The organism is Collinsella sp. AF02-46-1 (genome assembly GCF_003465825.1).
In the GTDB taxonomy this organism is placed as follows: domain Bacteria; phylum Actinomycetota; class Coriobacteriia; order Coriobacteriales; family Coriobacteriaceae; genus Collinsella.
This window is the reverse complement of record NZ_QSBV01000027.1, coordinates 1-16,820: the sequence shown is the minus strand read 5'-3', so window position 1 is coordinate 16,820 and position 16,820 is coordinate 1. Positions and strand designations below refer to the sequence as shown.

Annotated in this window: 14 protein-coding genes; 11 read left to right on the top strand and 3 right to left on the bottom strand. The window is 58.9% G+C overall.

Annotated features, from left to right (window positions below):
* Window positions 1–219: 219 nt before the first annotated feature.
* Window positions 220–1,581, bottom strand: coding sequence for an ATP-binding protein (locus DWV20_RS09285; protein WP_118256857.1), 1,362 nt, complete (start codon window positions 1,579–1,581; stop codon window positions 220–222).
* Window positions 1,582–1,688: 107 nt separating this feature from the next.
* Window positions 1,689–1,838 carry a hypothetical protein gene (locus DWV20_RS09930; RefSeq protein ID WP_158566372.1) on the bottom strand — a complete coding sequence of 50 codons (150 nt, stop codon included), beginning with the start codon at window positions 1,836–1,838 and terminating at the stop codon, window positions 1,689–1,691.
* 435 nt (window positions 1,839–2,273) lie between these two features.
* Between DWV20_RS09930 and arcC the strand changes: the two genes are divergently transcribed.
* The gene (gene arcC / locus DWV20_RS09280; RefSeq protein ID WP_099432554.1) at window positions 2,274–3,236 is read left to right on the top strand and encodes a carbamate kinase; all 963 of its coding nucleotides are present in this window, start codon (window positions 2,274–2,276) and stop codon (window positions 3,234–3,236) included.
* Between the two features lie 373 nt (window positions 3,237–3,609).
* Here the strand turns inward: arcC and DWV20_RS10095 are convergent, their stop codons facing one another.
* Window positions 3,610–4,440 carry a C39 family peptidase gene (locus tag DWV20_RS10095; RefSeq protein WP_233539818.1) on the bottom strand — a complete coding sequence of 277 codons (831 nt, stop codon included), beginning with the start codon at window positions 4,438–4,440 and terminating at the stop codon, window positions 3,610–3,612.
* Window positions 4,441–5,005: 565 nt separating this feature from the next.
* Here DWV20_RS10095 and DWV20_RS09270 point away from each other — a divergent pair.
* From DWV20_RS09270 to DWV20_RS09225, 10 genes are all read left to right on the top strand, one after another.
* The gene (locus tag DWV20_RS09270) at window positions 5,006–6,457 is read left to right on the top strand and encodes an APC family permease (RefSeq protein WP_117564944.1); all 1,452 of its coding nucleotides are present in this window, start codon (window positions 5,006–5,008) and stop codon (window positions 6,455–6,457) included.
* 131 nt (window positions 6,458–6,588) lie between these two features.
* Window positions 6,589–7,866: an amidohydrolase family protein gene (locus DWV20_RS09265; protein WP_118256856.1), complete on the top strand. Its 1,278-nt coding sequence runs from the start codon at window positions 6,589–6,591 to the stop codon at window positions 7,864–7,866.
* A gap of 117 nt (window positions 7,867–7,983) precedes the next feature.
* Window positions 7,984–9,369: a sensor histidine kinase gene (locus DWV20_RS09260; RefSeq protein WP_233539817.1), complete on the top strand. Its 1,386-nt coding sequence runs from the start codon at window positions 7,984–7,986 to the stop codon at window positions 9,367–9,369.
* Between the two features lie 38 nt (window positions 9,370–9,407).
* Window positions 9,408–10,142: a LytTR family DNA-binding domain-containing protein gene (locus DWV20_RS09255; protein ID WP_118256854.1), complete on the top strand. Its 735-nt coding sequence runs from the start codon at window positions 9,408–9,410 to the stop codon at window positions 10,140–10,142.
* 92 nt (window positions 10,143–10,234) lie between these two features.
* On the top strand, window positions 10,235–11,179 hold the full coding sequence (locus DWV20_RS09250; RefSeq protein ID WP_118256853.1) for a zinc dependent phospholipase C family protein: 945 nt from the start codon (window positions 10,235–10,237) through the stop codon (window positions 11,177–11,179).
* A gap of 101 nt (window positions 11,180–11,280) precedes the next feature.
* Complete coding sequence (locus DWV20_RS09245) at window positions 11,281–12,540, top strand: MFS transporter (protein ID WP_118256852.1); 1,260 nt, start codon at window positions 11,281–11,283, stop codon at window positions 12,538–12,540.
* A 171-nt stretch (window positions 12,541–12,711) separates the two neighbouring features.
* Window positions 12,712–13,899 carry a glycosyltransferase gene (locus tag DWV20_RS09240; protein WP_118256851.1) on the top strand — a complete coding sequence of 396 codons (1,188 nt, stop codon included), beginning with the start codon at window positions 12,712–12,714 and terminating at the stop codon, window positions 13,897–13,899.
* Window positions 13,896–15,239: a histidine kinase gene (locus tag DWV20_RS09235; RefSeq protein ID WP_006235157.1), complete on the top strand. Its 1,344-nt coding sequence runs from the start codon at window positions 13,896–13,898 to the stop codon at window positions 15,237–15,239. The genes DWV20_RS09240 and DWV20_RS09235 overlap by 4 nt, the downstream gene beginning before the upstream one ends.
* Window positions 15,240–15,311: 72 nt before the next feature.
* A complete protein-coding gene (locus DWV20_RS09230) occupies window positions 15,312–16,028 on the top strand; it encodes a LytTR family DNA-binding domain-containing protein (protein ID WP_006235156.1) in 717 nt (238 codons plus the stop codon).
* 96 nt (window positions 16,029–16,124) lie between these two features.
* Window positions 16,125–16,592, top strand: a complete 468-nt coding sequence (locus DWV20_RS09225; RefSeq protein WP_117821523.1) for a YfcE family phosphodiesterase — start codon at window positions 16,125–16,127, stop codon at window positions 16,590–16,592.
* Window positions 16,593–16,820: the final 228 nt, after the last annotated feature.

Below are 16,820 nucleotides of genomic sequence, written 5' to 3'. Positions count from 1 at the left end.
GGTGCATCATCGACGTCTTCAATACAGAAGATATCAGTGTGCGGAATGTCCGCGAAGGTCAGCCCTCAGATCCTGCTACGACTACGTCCTCGGATTGTGGGGCTGAATGAGGGACGTGGTTGGTGGGGTGTCTTGTCCCGGTCGCTGTTTCGCGGCTTTGCCGCGAAACCACGCGCTGCTTTGGGCATAGAGGGGGACCTGGTTGCGGACCCAGATGGCCTAGAGAGATATGGGTGCAAACGAGAAGTCGTTGTTGGGGTCGTCCTTTTCCATAAACTCATCGAGGCAGAATGTCATATAGATTGGAACGTACAGGATCTTGCCCTCTTCGCTAAGGTTTTCGTGGCTCAGCACAACGGCCTCGGGAATCTTGTACTCGCCCACACTCATCAGGCGATCGAGGGCCGCATGGGATCGAACCTTCTTGCCCGATTTGACCTCGATTGGGACAACGTGCCCGCGGGTGCCTTCGACCACAAAGTCAACTTCACCGACTTCACGCGTCTGGTAGTACCACGCATCCGCCCCGAGGGCAACGAGTTCCTGCGCGACCACGTTTTCATAGAGACCGCCGAGGTTGGGGGTTTTCATATCTAGATATACAGCGCGTGCCGTGCTGCCGGGATATCGCGATGCGAGCATTCCTGTATCGGACTCGTATAGTTTGAAGGCGGTCGCCTTCTCTGTCCTCTTAAGAGGACTCCGTGCCTCCGTCGCCTGGGCGACCATCAAACCGACGCCTGCGTTAACAAGCCATAGGAAATCTTGCTTGTATTTTTGAAGACGAGCCCCCTCACCCAGAGACGAAACAATAAAGCGATGGGATTCCGCCTCGAGCTGAACGGGAATTTGCTCGAAAATGGAGCGAACGTTAAACGCTCGAGTCGATGCATATTTAGAGATATCGCTTTTGTACTGATCGACTAGCTGAATTTGAAGCTCACGCGTTCTCACGAGCGAATAGCCCGAATCGATATAGTTCTGAACGACCTCTGGCATGCCGCCGCAAACGATATAGGCTCTAAAGTTTTTGAGCATCGCCTCATGAATATAGTTTTCGACGGGACGTCTCTCGACAAGGCAGCTGCGAATGTCTGCAAGCACATTCTCGCTGATGCTGTTTGCCCAACAGAACTCTTCAAAATCCATCGGTCGCATAACAATGTGCTCGACATACCCCACCGGAAAAGAAGAGATTCCCTTAAACTCAGTCCCAAGCATAGACCCCGAGAAGACATAGCTAAAGCGTCCGTCCTCGACCAGCGCCTTCATAAGTGTAACGATCTGTGGATACTCCTGAATCTCATCGACGAAGATAAGCGTGTCTCCTTCAACAAGCGGTGCATCCGCAAGAAGGGCCACACGGTTGATGAAGTCAATGGAGTTCTTAGCGCCAACAAGTACGTCTCTTGCCTCGGCATCGAGTAGCAGATTGACCTCATAATACGAAGCGTAGTTGCTCTTTCCAAACGCGCGAATTGCATAGCTCTTGCCAATCTGACGCGTACCAGTGACAAGCAACGCTTTATTGGAGTTGTTCTTCCAGCTCAAAAGCCTGTCAGTGACCTTACGGCGTAGCATTAAGACCCCTCAATGACAAAAATTTGCAAATAGATTTGCCCCTAATCATACAAAAATTGGCAAATAGATTTGACCCAAATCATACAAAAATTGGCAAATAGCAAAGCTCACTTAGGCCTCAAAGCCAGCGAGCCAGCACGGTACTTTGCGAAAAGGTTGGCGGCGCCGTTGTTGAGGGTGGCCAAGTTGGCAGTGGCGCCGTTAGCGTTCTCGGCTGCTTGGGCGCGCAGGAGCGAAAGGGCGTCGGCAGCGTTCATGCAGTAGCCGACGGTAAAGTTCTATACTGCAAACTCACAGTCGCTTGCCGCGGGGTGAAGCGCGATTGGCTATCCCTTTTGTTGGATGAAAAGCCCCGTGTTATTGCAGGGGTGCATACTTGTCTTGCAAGTGCATAGAATCTCGTATAGTGCGAGTAAATAATTGCAGTGTCGGTTATGTGTTTAGCAAAGATATAGTTTGCATAATCCAGCCTAATCTCTGCTCTAATTAAATAAAGTCGCACGTAGATGACGTAAACATGCGTGAGCTGGGATTCCTTACGCTGAGCGGGTAAAAACGACCGTTCACCGTTCAACTGTTTTCAAAATGAATAAAATGAGCGATAAAGAGAATATAAACCTTAATAAACTCGCGTATCGCACGGACGCGGGTTATTAATGGGTTGTAGGCCTTTTACAGAAAGGATTCCAGCAATGTCTAAGCCTCTTGGCAAGCCCGATCGTATTGTCGTCGCCCTTGGCGGCAACGCCCTCGGCAACAACCCCGTCGAGCAGATCCAGGCCGTGAGCAACACCGCCCACGCCCTCCTCGGTCTTATCGAGCAGGGTAATGAGATCATCATCACCCACGGCAACGGCCCGCAGGTCGGCATGATCCAGAACGCCTTCGCCGCCGCCCACGACGCCATCGGCACCCCCGAGATGCCGCTGCCCGAGTGCGGCGCCATGTCCCAGGGCTACATCGGCTACCACCTGCAGCAGGGCATCGGCCGCGAGATGCACAAGCGCTATAAGCGTTGGCACGCCGCCACCGTCGTCACCCAGATCGAGTGCGACCCCGACGATCCCGCGTTCAAGAACCCGACCAAGCCGATCGGCCCCTTCTACACCGAGGAGCAGGCCAAGGAGTTCATGGCCGAGGATCCCTCCAAGGTCTTCGTCGAGGATTCCGGCCGCGGCTGGCGTCGCGTCGTCGCTTCCCCCGATCCCAAGAAGATCGTCGAGGCTGACTCCATCCTCAACCTGCTCGACAACGAGTTCATCGTCATCGCCTGCGGTGGCGGCGGCATCCCCGTCGTCCGCGACTACGAGAACAAGGGCTGCTACAAGGGCGTTCCCGCCGTCATCGACAAGGACCTGGGCGGCGAGCTGCTGGCCGAGGACTGCGACGCCGACGTTCTGTTCCTGCTGACCGCCGTCGAGCATGTCGCCATCAACTTTGGCAAGCCCAACCAGGAGGAGCTCGAGGACCTCACCGCCGACGAGGCCGAGCGCCTGGCCGACGAGGGCCAGTTCGGCAAGGGTTCCATGGAGCCCAAGGTCCGCGCCGCCATCAAGTTCGCCCGCTCCCGCAAGGGCCGCACCTGCATCATCGGCGCCCTGGACAAGGCCGCCGAGACCATGGCCGGCCTCTCCGGTACTCGCATCCACGAGTAGTCTCTACTCTGTTGCCTCTCTCGTGGGCGCCAGGCAAAGCGCCCACAAACTAGCCTCTCTTCATGAGCCCCGCAGCCCGCTCCGGCCGCGGGGCTTTTGCTATCGGTAGTCATTGGGGACAGACTTAAATGAGTAGCACCAATCAACTGCGGAAAGTGCATCCCACAATGAGCGTCCAAAATGGGGCACAGTTTCCCCGGGGCCCTCAACCGGAAAATACATCCCGGAATTTGCCCGAAAAATGGCCCCCAGTTTCCCAAACAGGCCGCTAACGGAAAGCGCATCCCGCTATCGAACTTCAAAGCGGGGTGCACTTTCCGTGCCAGCAGTTCCGGGCATCCAGAGACCACTCATTTAAGTCTGTCCCCAGTGACTAGTAGTAGGCCCACATGGCTTCGACTTCGTTGAGGACCTCTACGAAGTCGAAGCGGCGGGCGCTGCGGCTGGCCGAGTTGGGATCGAAGACTTCAATCTGGTCGGCGTCGTCAATACCGTAAAGCACAATGTAGTGGCCCACGTTGGTAAAGGTGCCCGGCCGAACGGCGGCGATGACGGGCGCTCCCGAACGCAGCACCTGAGTCATCGAGTCGCGATCGTTATGAAGCTCCGTTCCGTTAAGTCCCAACTGCCACGCACCGCGCGTCATAAATGACCATTCGGTGGCGCCGGTGGGGGCATAGTTGCCTGCCTCGGAAAGCGCGCACATATTGACGGGGGTCATATCGGTGCGTCCCGTCTTAAAGATATAGACCATGGTGAGGCACGTAGGCCCGCAAGCATTTTGGCGGATGGTACCGCCGGCGTAAGGCAGCTCCGACCATGCAGGGTCGATCTGATAGATATGGGGCATCGTGCCGGCTTGCCATTGCGAGCGCGGGGTCGAAAAGGCGAAAGAATAACCGGGCGCGACGGGGGCCTTGAGCAGCTTGTCCTCAGCGGTGGGCTCGAGACCGGCCGAGCCGTGGGACATACAGGAGCTCATAAGCACAAAGACCAGACAGATGAGGATAGAGCACAGTGCGAGGCAAAGCCGACGAGCCGGCAGGGCAGGGGCATTCACGTACGATGTCGAGCGGTAGGGCTTGCCGTCGCGTCCGCCTTGGGGATGCGAAAAGAAGCGGTTGATATGGCTACCGGGCTGACGTGCGCCGTTGCGGCGCAGTTGCGGAACCTCGGCTTGGCGCTGTCGAGTGCGCGCGCCCAAGCGGCTATCTTGCTGTGCGCTTGTGCCCGTGCTCGGACGGCCACTCTGCCGTGTTCTGTTTGTCTGCTGCCGAGACGAAGGCCTGGGTTGCTCTTGAGGGCGTTGCGGATTGCTGCTCGTGGCACTTCTGGGCGTCGGCGTGGTGCGGCCAGCAAGGCGAACGCTTTGTCGCCGTTGATCACCGTCGTTGTATCCGTATGCCATTCGTACCGCCTTGTCTCATGTATAACCTGTCTATCCTACAAAAAAGATGTGCAACAAATGGGTCCGCGCGTCAAAAGCTCGGTAAACGGTACGAAAGGCGCAAAACACACGGCCTCAAAAACATCTCTCTATGCGTCCGATGAGCGTACGCCCGTCGGACGGGCGACAACAATGAGCGGCAAACCGTGCCGTTCGTCCCAAAAACGGCGCCGCTCGTTTTGCAGTTCTGCCTTCGGTCGAGCCATAAGCGCCAGCGCGGCGCCGAGGTCGTATCTTAAAGCCACGAAATAAAAGCGCGCGGCAAAACAGACCGCGCAAGGGGTGACGTCAAAGAGGCGTCAATAAGGAAAGGAGGGGAACAATGGCGGACAAGAACGCAGAAGTTGCAGTCGAAGGTAACGGTGGCATGAAGAAAACGCTTTCGCTCTGGAACTTCTTCACCATCGGTTTCGGTGCCATCATCGGTACCGGTTGGGTTCTGCAGGTCGGCGACTGGATGGTCGTGGGCGGCGGTCCCGTTCCCGCTATGATCGCATTCCTCTTGGGTGCAATCTTCCTCGTGCCCGTCGGAGCTGTTTTCGGTGAGCTCACGGCTGCTATCCCCATCTCGGGCGGCATCGTCGAGTATGTCGATCGTAGCTTTGGCCGTACGATGAGCTACATCACCGGCTGGCTCCTGGCCTTGGGCAACGGCATCCTGTGCCCGTGGGAGGCCATCGCCATCTCGACCCTCGTGTCCGAGATGTTCGGCAGCCTGCCCGGCCTTGAGTGGCTGCGCGCCGTCAAGCTCTACACCATCCTGGGCGCCGACGTTTACTTGTTCCCGACGCTGATCGCGCTCGGTTTTGCAACTTACGTCATCTTCCTCAACTTCCGCGGTGCCAGCTCGGCCGCCAAGCTGCAAGCCTTCCTGACCAAGGCCCTGCTCTGCGGCATGCTGCTCGCCATGGGCGTCTCGCTGTTCACCGGCTCGCCGGACAACGCCATGCCCGTGTTCTCCCAGGTCACCGGTGCTGGCGGCGGCAAGCCTGCTACCGAGGGCACCAGCCTGTTCGCAGGCATCGTTTCGGTCCTGGTTCTGACCCCGTTCTTCTACGCCGGTTTCGACACCATTCCTCAGCAGGCTGAGGAAGCGGCCGAGGGCCTCAACTGGAACAAGTTCGGCAAGATCATCTCCCTGGCCCTGCTGGCCGCAGGCGGCTTCTACATGGTTTGCATCTACTCGTTCGGCACCATCCTCGACTGGCATGAGTTTGTTAAGAGCCCGGTTCCCGCGCTTGCCTGCCTCAAGGGCATCAACATGCTCCTGTACCTGGCCATGCTCGTCATCGCCACGCTTGGACCCATGGGCCCGATGAACTCCTTCTACGGCGCCACGAGCCGCATCATGCTCGCCATGGGCCGAAAGGGCCAGCTGCCCGAGAAGTTCGCCGAGGTCGATCCCAAGTCCGGCGCTCCCAAGCTCGCCTGCGTCGTTCTGGGCGTCATCACCGTCGTCGGTCCGTTCCTGGGCAAGAACATGCTCATCCCTCTGACCAACGTGTCGGCTCTCGCCTTCATCTTCTCCTGCGGCATGGTCGCCCTCGCTTGCCTGCGCATGCGCTTCACCGAGCCCGACCTGCCTCGTCCCTACGAGGTGCCCGGCGGCAAGTTTGGCATCAGCCTCGCTATCGTTGCCTGCGGCACCATCATTGGCCTGCTCGTGATCCCGTTCTCTCCCGCCTCCCTCAACATGGTGGAGTGGAGCATCGTGATCGGCTGGTTGGCTGTTGGCCTGGCCCTCATGGCTTTCACCAATTCCCGCAAAAAGTAACGCCTGGCCGGGGCGGATCGGGTGCGCGGAATCCTCTCTCCCGCGCACCGAACCCGGCACCACTTGGGTAGCTTTGTGAGGCCTTAACCCAACACGGCCTCGCCCACTATATGGATCCATAAGGAGGAACCATGTCCACTAAGTATGCAATCGTTGGCGGCAAGCTCATCGACGGTACCGGTGCCGAGCCGGTCGAGAACTCCCTCATTCTCGTCGACGACAACGGCAAGATCGAGTACGCCGGCACTATGCAGGACCTTCCTGAGGGCGTTGAGGTTATCGATGCCGCCGGCAAGACCGTCCTTCCCGGCCTGATCGACACCCACCTGCACTTCTCGGGCAACTTGACCGACGATGACACCGACTGGGTCATGCAGCCGCTCCTCGAGAAGCAGGCCGTCGCCGTCAAGCAGGCCTACGACTGCCTCACCCACGGCCTCACCACCGTCTGCGAGATCGGCCGCTTTGGTATCCAGATCCGTGACTGCATCGACAAGGGCGTCTTCAAGGGCCCGCGCGTTCTGGCCACCGGCCTTGGCTTCTGCCGCGTTGCCGGCCACGGCGACTCCCACCACTGCAGCCAGGAGCTCAACAAGGAATCGCACCCCTGGGGCGATCAGGTCGACGGTCCTTGGGATCTGCGCAAGGCCGTCCGTCGTCGCCTGCGCGAGAACCCCGATGCCATCAAGATCTGGGCTACCGGTGGCGGCATCTGGCGCTGGGACTCCGGTCGCGACCAGCACTACTGCTCCGAGGAGATCCAGGCCGTGGTCGAAGAGGCCAAGATGGTCGGCATCCCCGTGTGGAGCCACTGCTACAACAACCACGCCGCTGCCTACGATTCTGTCCGCTTTGGCTGCGAACAGCTGATCCACGGCTTCGATATCGATGAGCGCACCATGGACCTCATGGCCGAGCAGGGCACCTTCTTCACCCCGACGATCGCCTTCCTGCCCACCTGGTACGCCACCTATCCGCCCGTCTACGTCCCCGAGCTGCACGACAAGTACGAGGGCACCCTGGTCGAGAAGGAGCTGCAGCGCAACTACGACTGCCTGCGCGAGGCCAAGAAGCGCGGCGTCGTCATGACGATCGGCTCCGACTCCTTCTCCTTCGTCACCCCGTACGGCACCTGCTCCATCGAGGAGATGTACGAGTTCGTCGACAAGATCGGCTTCACCCCGGTCGAGACCATCACCTGCGCCACCCTCAACGGTGCCAAGATGTGCCACATCGAGGACGAGACCGGTTCCATCGAGGCCGGCAAGTGCGCCGACCTGCTGGTCGTCAACGGTGACGTCGCCGCTGACATTCACGTGCTCAACACCGACAACATGGACGTCATCATGAAGGACGGCTGGATCGTCGAGGCTGGCACCTTTGGCGAGGCCAACAAATACAGCGCCTAAGATACCGTTTGTCGATGGCTGGATGTAAAACACAGTTTTTGATTGCATAATGCAATGGAGAGGGTCGCTTGCGGCCCTCTTTATTGCTATGGGTGCTAAGGACAAGAGGGGATGACGGTGGATTTAAACAGGCTGATTCTGGGCAAGAGCTACAACTCTACCAAGGTCTTTCGTACGGCCCAGCATGTGGTTCAGGCCATCCTGCTCGGTATTGTCGTTCCGGCGCTTATCCTGCTGCTTATCTGGGATTTAACCGATAATCCCAATCCCGTTCCGGGCGTTGTCGTTATTGCCGGCCTGGTCATGCTGTGCTTCTTTTTCTCGTATGTCTTTGTGGTCCCCGACGACCTCACATCGAGCGCAACCGACCGTACGCTCGCCATCGCATCAAAAATATTCGCCTACACGTCGCGCGGCCTTACGCCCGAAGCGGCCCTGGGCGCCTCTAAAATTATCCTGTCCGAGACCATCGCCTCTGCCATCTGCTTTACCGATGGCAAACAGGTGTTGGCAAGCTGGGGCGAGGACTCGGCAAAGTGCCCTGCCGGCACCCCGGTTGTGCTCAAGACCACGCTCAACGTGGTCGAGTCCGGCGAGCAGAGTGTATTTTCGCGCGACGCCTCCAATGAGACGGGCGGCTATTTTCCCCGCCTGCGCGCCGGCATTGTCGCGCCGCTTACCGTGCGCGGGCATTGCGTGGGTACGCTCGAGCTGTACTATCCCCGCCTGAGCAGCATCGATATGCGCCAGACGGCGTTGGCCTCGGGTTTTGCCGACCTCATCTCCACGCAGCTCGCCAGCTTTGAGCTCGAGCGCCAGGACGAGCTCACAGCCCGCGTGGAGCTTCGGGCCCTGCAGTCGCAGGTCGACCCGCATTTTCTGTTCAACACCATTAGCACGATCGTGTCGCTCGTTCGAACCGAGCCCGACAAGGCGCGATCGCTGCTCATCGATTTTTCCAATTACTATCGTCAGACGCTTTCTGACTCCGATACGCTCACCACGCTCGAGCACGAGGTGGAACAGGGCACCCGTTATATCAATCTTATGCAGGCCCGGTATGGCGACGGCCGTCTGCGCGTCTCGGTCGATATCGACTTTGAGGTGCGCGATTGCATGGTGCCGCCGTTTATCTTGCAGCCGTTGCTCGAAAACTGCATCAAGCACGCGCAGCGCGAGACCGAGCCGCTTTCTATTCATGTTAGGGCTTTCGAGACCGATGACGGTTTGGAGATCATCGTCGAGGACGACGGCATCGGTATGAGCGAAGAGGTCTGCGCGCATCTGTTTGAGCAACATCGCCGAGAGGAGCCCGAGAGCATTACCGCCGACGGCTCCGTCAAGCGAGGTTGCGGCCTGGCGCTCTTCAACGTGCTTCAGCGCATCCATTTCTTTTACGGAGAAGATTCCGGCATGCGCGTGAAGTCCCAGGAGGGCGTGGGAACGCAGGTCATCGTCGAGCTGAACGGCGAGCCGCATGAGCCGGCGCCGTTGACGGCGTAGCACGCGGTTGGATTGAGAGAAAAAGAGGGGAAGCACATATGTTCGAAGGCTGGAACATCTTGGTGGTTGATGACGAGCCCCCAATTAGGGCTGAGCTACGCTATCTGTTGGAAAAGGATACGCGTGTGGGTCAGATTGCCGAGGCGGGCAATGTCACCGAAGCCGTGGAGTCGATTCTGTCGAACAAGCCCGACGTGTTGTTTTTAGACATTACCATGCCCGGTCGCTCGGGAATTGAGCTTGCCGAGACGCTGCAGAACCTAAAGACGCCGCCGGTCGTGGTGTTTGTGACGGCATTTGCCGAGTATGCGGCTGATGCCTATAACCTCGATGCCGTCGATTATGTCGTCAAGCCGGTTGAGGACGCACGCCTGTCAAAGGCACTCGACAAGATCGAGGCGGCCTTGGGTGTCCGTCGTGTTATCCACGCTCCGCGCCAGCCTTTGCGTCTGACGGTGGACCGCGGGGGCAAAAAGGTGTTCATTCCCGTCGCAGACGTCTGCTACTTTGAGGCGCGCGCCGATTTTTGCAACGCCATCTGCGCCGAGGGAACCTACCTGATCAATGAGTCGATCTCTTCGCTCGAGCGTCGCTTGGGCTCCGAGGGCTTTATTCGCGTTCATCGGAGCTATCTGGTCAATTTGGAAGACGTGCACAATGTTGAGATTGGTTCCACGGGGTTGATGGAGCTCAGGCTCGACCGCGTGAGCTCGACGGTGCCGGTGTCCCGTCGTCGTGCCGCCGAGGTTAAAGCACACTTGGGGCTTGCGTAGACGGTCTGCGTGCTGTCGTTTACCATCGCAGGTTTGGCATGGGCGCGCGGTGGGCATAATGGGTGGCATCGAATGAAATCGAAAGGATCATTATGCCCGCGCTTATCACCCATCATCTGTTTGGCGAGGAAAGCATCGACCGTCTTCCGCAGGGCGTCATAACGTCCGATGAAGAGCGCATTGCCTTTATCTTGGGCAACCAAGGCCCCGACCCGTTTTTCTTTCACATTCTGACACCGCGTGTTTCCGACTGCACGCTGCTGGCGCAGGTCATGCATCGGTCGCGCATGTCTCGCCAGTTCGCGTGCCTGCGCGACGGCGTGTCGCATCTGCTGCCGCGCGACGCCAGCTTGGGTCGTGCCTTTGCGCTGGGCCTGCTGTCTCATTACGTGCTCGACCGCAACGCCCACCCCTTTGTCTATGAGCAGCAGTTTGGCATCGTGGAGTCCGATTCAGAGCTTGAGGATTCGAGCAGTCAGGTCCATGCCGTGATCGAGAGCGACCTGGATGTGCTGATGCTGCAGCTTAAACGCGATGGCGCTACGGTTGACGATTACCCGCCGGCGGGCGAGATCGTCACCACCGATCGCATCAATCGCGTGGCCGGCGTGCTGATGAGCTATGTTGCCGGACGCGTGTACGGCATTGACATTCCGGCGGGGGAGTACGGTGCCGCCGTTGCCAATATGCAGCGACTTTACCGCGCGATTGAGCCGGCCGGCTCCGCAAAGACGCGCGCGATCTCGCTGGTTGAGGGCTTGGTGCACGACTACTCGCTGCTCGACGGCCTTGCCCATCGCGTGACGACGGAGCTGCCCGAGCGCACCGGTAACCTGGGCCACTTGGCATGGAAGAATCCCTTTACCGATGAGGTCTCGAATGAGAGTTTCCCCGAGGTCTTTGACCGCGCGCTGGTCGATTACGAGTGCACGGTCGCCCGATTCATCGAAACAGGCGACATGGAGGCCGTGACCGGTCACGTCAACTACAGCGGCCGCGTGCTCGGCACCGACGAGGAGTTCGACCGCGAGGAGTAGGGCCCGCTCCTGTCTCTTTGCCGAATCCTTACCGGTGCCTCTGTGCAATTGGGGTACGATGAACTAACTGCATATCGGGCGAATACGAAGGGTCCCTGTCCATGAAATACACCAAGCTCGAGCGTAACTGGGTCATGTACGATGTGGGAAACTCGGCCCTCGTGCTGCTCAATACCTCGGTGGTGCCCATCTACTTTAACGCCATCAATACCGGTGCTTCCTCGGCAGACCTGGTGGTCGCTTGGGGCAACGCGCAGACGATTGCCTCGCTGGTCATTGCCATGCTCATGCCCATTCTAGGCGCGCTTGCCGATTACGCCGGCAACAAGATCAGGTTCTTCTTGGGCTTCTTCCTCACGGGCCTGGTTCTTTGTCTGGCGCAGGCTATCCCAATGTCCGCCATGGCATTTTTGACTGTGTACGTGCTGTGCACCATCGGCCTCAACTCTTCTATGACGTTCTACGACGCCATGCTGCCCGACATTACCACCGACGAGCGCATGGACGCCGTGTCCAGCTCGGGTTATGCCTGGGGCTACATCGGTTCCACCGTGCCGTTCATCATCTGCCTGGCGCTTATCATGGGTGGCCCCGCTCTTGGCGTCCCCACCATGCTGGCAACGCGTCTGTCGTTTATCATCACTGGTGCCTGGTGGCTCATCTTTACCCTGCCGCTCATTCGCACCTATAAGCAAAAGTACGGTCGCGAGCGCGGTCCCGAGGACACCATCGGCCACATCGTGGGCGGTGTGTTCTCCGAGGTCGGACACACCATGCGCGAGATCGCCCACAACAAGACCGTGCTGGTCTACATGATCGCGTTCTTCTTCTATATCGACGGTGTGCACACAGTCATTTCCATGGCCACCAGTTACGGATCGGCCTTGGGCATCGATTCGACGCAGCTGGTCCTGGCGCTGCTCGTCACGCAGTTTGTTGCTTTTCCGTCCGCCATCATCTATGGCAAGCTCGCCGGACGCGTGGGCACGCTCAACATGATCCTGGTGGCGGTCGCCGCCTACATGGGCATTGTGCTGTTCGCCGCGTTCTTCCTCAAGACCGCCTTTGAATTTTGGGTGCTTGCCATTTTGGTCGGCCTGTTCCAGGGCGGCGTGCAGGCGCTCAGCCGTAGCTACTTTGGCCGCATTATCCCCAAGGAAAAGTCCAACGAGTACTACGGCTTCTTTGACATCTTTGGTCGTTATGCAAGCGTTATGGGCACCTTCCTGGTGTCGGTCGTCACCTCGCTGACCGGCAACCCGTCGCTGGGCGTCCTTTCCATTGGTGTGCTGCTGGTCGTTGGCTTTATGCTGCTGGTCCGCCTGTCCCGCATGACTCGGGCGGCAGAGCATGCCGCATAGGAGCGAGCGGCTATTGTGCCTGTCCACGGTACTCTTTTGGGGTTATCCGCAATAAACATTGTGACTTGCGAGCAATGATTTGCCCAAGTGGGTATGATGGAATCAGCTAGGTCGCGGGGCGTCGCCTGTGTTTGGCGGCGTCCCGTTTTTGTGTTGCAGGGAGGGTAAGGCATGAACGCCACAGTCGTGATTCCAACGTATTGGGCGGGCGACGACGCTTGCGCAAACGCCCCTGGCACCTATGACCATTCGACCCGACTCAACGCCGACAATCCCGAACTCGACCGCTGCCTGGCCTCGCTTGAGCAGGTACGTGACATCCCGCGCATCATCCTTTTGGTGGTCTGTCCCGTTTCTGCCACAGCCGATGTGTCGCTGCGCGTGCACGAGATTGTCGACGCGCATCCCACGCTCAAGGTCACCGTTGTTACCAACACCCAGGCCTCGCGCATCGCAGACCGGGTTGCTCAGATCGCGCCCAAGGGTTCGGGCGAGTGCGTGAGCCTGCGAGGTTACGGTGCCATCCGCAACATGGGGCTAGCCTGTGCCGCTGTGCTGGGGCATGACGCGGTTATCTTTTTGGATGACGATGAGACTGTCATCGACGCCGACTTTATGAAGCGCGCGACCTATGCGTTGGGGCAGCAGACGCGTCAGGGCTTGCCGATCTTGGTCAAGAGCGGCTATTTCTACGATCGCGACGGCTCGCCGCTGGCGCCCACGGACAAGGTGGGCATCTGCCATCGTTGGTGGACCAAGCGCATCGAGTTCAACCGTTGGATGAAAAAGGCGCTCTCGGGCACCCGCATCTCGCGCTCCAACTACGTGTGCGGCGGCCTGATGGCCCTGCACGCCCGCGCCTTTACGCGTGTGGCCTTTGACCCGTTTATCACCCGCGGCGAGGACTTGGATTACCTCTTTAACATGCGCATGTTTGGCTACGACGTGTGGTTCGATAACGAGTGGACCGTGCGCCATCTGCCGCCCGAGTCCGAGAAGCGCTCACCGCGCTTTATGCAGGATGTATACCGTTGGTACTACGAACGGGCCAAGTTGACATTCGCCGCGCATCAAAAGGAGCTCATTCCCGTTACGGCGGCATCGCTCATGCCCTACCCGGGCCCGTGGATTTCGCGCGAGCTCGACGACCGCGTGCGCAAGACCGCTATGGTCCGCAGCGTGTTTACCCGCGAGCATGAGGGCTACCTGCGCATCTGGCGCCATGGTATCGACGAGGCAAAGGCCTATGCACGCCAAAACGCTGCAAGCTACCTGCGTTTCCAGAGCTTTTGGCCCAAGATTATGGACGGTCTCTGGCGTGACGCACAACTGACCAGCATCCTGGAGGGGACTGAATGATCGACCGCCGCGCCCAGCGCGATAGTTCAATATCAATCTTTCGCATCATTGCCGTCGCCTGCGCCATTTGCGTGCTGGTGTACTTTATTTTCGCCTTGGTGACCGGTATCGAGCCGATCGCCACGGTGATTGCCTGCGCGCTGCTGTGCATCTTTCTGTGCATCTTTATCTTTTTGACGCTCAATCCCGATTCGGTGCGCTCCCAGTACACCGAGGAGACGCTCTCGGTGGCCTCGGCCATGCTCGAGGACATTAAGGGCGGTCTGACGCAGGAGTCGGCGCGTTTGGTGTGCCGGCGCATTTTGCCCGAGACGCGCGCCATGACGGTGGCCATCACCGACGAGGACAACGTGCTTGCCTGCGCGGGCGAGTTTGAGGAAAAACTGCTGCCCGATACTCCCATCCACACGCTTGCCACACGCTACGTTATCGAACATGGCATCGTGCAGTCGTTCAACCGTATGGTGGATGTCGTGGGCTCGGACGGCTCGCACAACCAAGTCCCCGCCGGCATTATCGCCCCCATCAAGGTGGGCGATCGTACCGTCGGTACGCTCAAGTTCTACTACAAGACCCCGCGCGCCGTCGACCGTACCCAGTACGCGCTTGCCTCGGGCTTTGCCGAGATCTTGTCCACGCAGCTCGCCATCCACGAGCTCGAGGTGCAAAAGGAGCTCACGGCGCGCGCCGAGGTGCGTGCGCTGCAGGCGCAGATTAACCCGCACTTCCTGTTCAACACGCTGAACACCATTGCATCGTTTACGCGCACCGACCCGCTGCGGGCCCGCGAACTGCTTCGTGAGTTCTCATCGTTCTATCGTGCCACACTCGACAACTCGGGATCGCTTATTCCGGTCTCGCGCGAGGTCGCACAGACCAAGCGCTACCTTACCTTTGAGAAGGCCCGCTTTGGCGAGGACCGCGTGCTTGCGACGTTCGATGTGTCCGAGGACGTGGAAGATACGCTGGTGCCGGCGTTCGTGATCCAGCCGATTGTCGAGAACGCCGTACGTCATGGTATGGGCGATGACGACGCCCTGAGGATCGACGTGACCGTTCACCAAGACGGCGAGGATGCAATCTTGATTGCCGTGGCCGATAATGGCGTGGGCATGGATGAGGGTACCGCCGCCAGACTGTTTGACGAGCGCTCTGCCCGTCCCGACGCCAGCTCTCCCCAGGGTGGCGGCGCCGGTGTGGCCATGCACAATATTTCGGAGCGCATCCATCGCTTTTATGGGCCGCACTCCTATACGCGTGTCGAATCGGCGCCGGGCAAGGGCACCAAAGTGCTCCTTCATCTTGATTTGTCAGAGAGCATCTTTGACATTCAAGAGTAAAATAAAAGGCTACGGGCTCAACGTCATGCGACGGATGCCCGGCGTAGTTAGTTGACGAAAGGTTTTATCCCTATGCTGCGTGCGATGATTGTGGATGATGAGGCGCCGGCTCGCTCGGAGCTTCGCTTCCTGCTCGAGCAAACGGGCAAGATCGGCACGATCACGGAGGCGTCGAGCGTCCGCTCCGCCATCGAGATGCTTATGGAAAGTCGCGTGGATGTCGTGTTTCTCGATATCTCGATGCCCGGTGCCTCGGGCCTGCAACTTGCCGAGGCGCTGCATAAGCTCAAAAATCCGCCGGCGATCGTGTTTGTGACTGCGTATAGTGACCATGCGGTCGAGGCATTCGACGTGGATGCCGTCGATTATCTGATGAAGCCGGTTGAGGAAGCTCGGTTGGATCGCGCGATCGAGAAGGTCATGCAACGCGCCAAGCCGGTTACGGACAGCAAGGTGACCATCGAGCGTATCCCGGTGGAAAAGGGCGGCCGCAAGGTGCTCATTCCCGTGGACGACATTCGCTTTATCATGGCCAAGGACGATTACTCCTGCATCTATACCGTCGATGATCGCTTTTTGTCGACGACCTCGCTGGCGCAGTTCGAGGCCAAGCTCTGCGACTTTGGCTTCTTCCGTGTTCACCGCCGCTATATCGTCAACTTGGCGTGCGTCACGGACGTCGAGACGGTGCCCTCGGGCGCCATTCAGCTGGGTATTACGGGCGTCGACGAACGCGTGCCGGTTTCGCGCCGCCGCGTCGTGCCGCTCAAGAAGGCCCTGAGTCTCTAGCACACTGGCCCCGCAGCCCTGTAGACCCATCGTCTGCGGAGCCGTGGGGCCTTTTTTGTATGTATCTGCCGAATCGTTTTTTGCGGAAGGGATCCCATGAACAGCGCAAGCGCCAAGCGTATCGACATCATCTCGGACACCCACGGCTATCTTTCGCCTGCGCTCCTGGATGAGCTTGAGGGCGCAGACCTGATTATCCACGCCGGCGACCTCACGTCAGAGATGGACTACGAGCACCTATGCACCATCGCCCCCGTGCGGGCCGTACTGGGCAACAACGATTACTACCGCGACTACGGCCCCGATGTAGACCGTCTTGCGCTCTTTACCTACGAAGGCCTCAAATTCGCCGTAGCCCACTACCGCGAAGACCTTCCGGTGGGATCCGTAGACGTAGCCATCAACGGTCACACCCACGTAACCAAAGAAGCCCAAGTGGGCCGCTGCTTAGTCCTCAACCCGGGTAGCGCCAGCTACCCCAGAGGCACCCGAGGCCCCACCATGGCCAGAATGCTAGTAAAAGACGGCAAGATTATAAGCACCAAGTTTATTGACCTAGACTAACCGCAACAAAAACGGGGGATGCAGATGCGTCCCCCGTTTTCTTTGAGCCAAAGGTCAAAGTTCAACAAAATCCATCAGACCAATCCCGCCGAGGAGCACGCGGGCTAGCCGCGCAGCGGCGCACGCCCGCAAAACTGGTTGAATAATGTTACGGCAGGGAGGGTCTCCGGGGCTGAGGGCGGGGGTTAAGTTTGTCGCGAGTTCCGCACGCAAAGGAAAGCACTTAAT

Bases quoted from the DNA above. Each gene is read 5' to 3' on its own strand.
- DWV20_RS09285 (WP_118256857.1), bottom strand. From the start codon at position 1,581: ATGCTACGCCGTAAGGTCACTGACAGGCTTTTGAGCTGGAAGAACAAC.
- DWV20_RS09930 (WP_158566372.1), bottom strand. From the start codon at position 1,838: ATGAACGCTGCCGACGCCCTTTCGCTCCTGCGCGCCCAAGCAGCCGAG.
- arcC (WP_099432554.1), top strand. From the start codon at position 2,274: ATGTCTAAGCCTCTTGGCAAGCCCGATCGTATTGTCGTCGCCCTTGGC.
- DWV20_RS09270 (WP_117564944.1), top strand. From the start codon at position 5,006: ATGGCGGACAAGAACGCAGAAGTTGCAGTCGAAGGTAACGGTGGCATG.
- DWV20_RS09265 (WP_118256856.1), top strand. From the start codon at position 6,589: ATGTCCACTAAGTATGCAATCGTTGGCGGCAAGCTCATCGACGGTACC.
- DWV20_RS09255 (WP_118256854.1), top strand. From the start codon at position 9,408: ATGTTCGAAGGCTGGAACATCTTGGTGGTTGATGACGAGCCCCCAATT.
- DWV20_RS09250 (WP_118256853.1), top strand. From the start codon at position 10,235: ATGCCCGCGCTTATCACCCATCATCTGTTTGGCGAGGAAAGCATCGAC.
- DWV20_RS09245 (WP_118256852.1), top strand. From the start codon at position 11,281: ATGAAATACACCAAGCTCGAGCGTAACTGGGTCATGTACGATGTGGGA.
- DWV20_RS09240 (WP_118256851.1), top strand. From the start codon at position 12,712: ATGAACGCCACAGTCGTGATTCCAACGTATTGGGCGGGCGACGACGCT.
- DWV20_RS09235 (WP_006235157.1), top strand. From the start codon at position 13,896: ATGATCGACCGCCGCGCCCAGCGCGATAGTTCAATATCAATCTTTCGC.
- DWV20_RS09230 (WP_006235156.1), top strand. From the start codon at position 15,312: ATGCTGCGTGCGATGATTGTGGATGATGAGGCGCCGGCTCGCTCGGAG.
- DWV20_RS09225 (WP_117821523.1), top strand. From the start codon at position 16,125: ATGAACAGCGCAAGCGCCAAGCGTATCGACATCATCTCGGACACCCAC.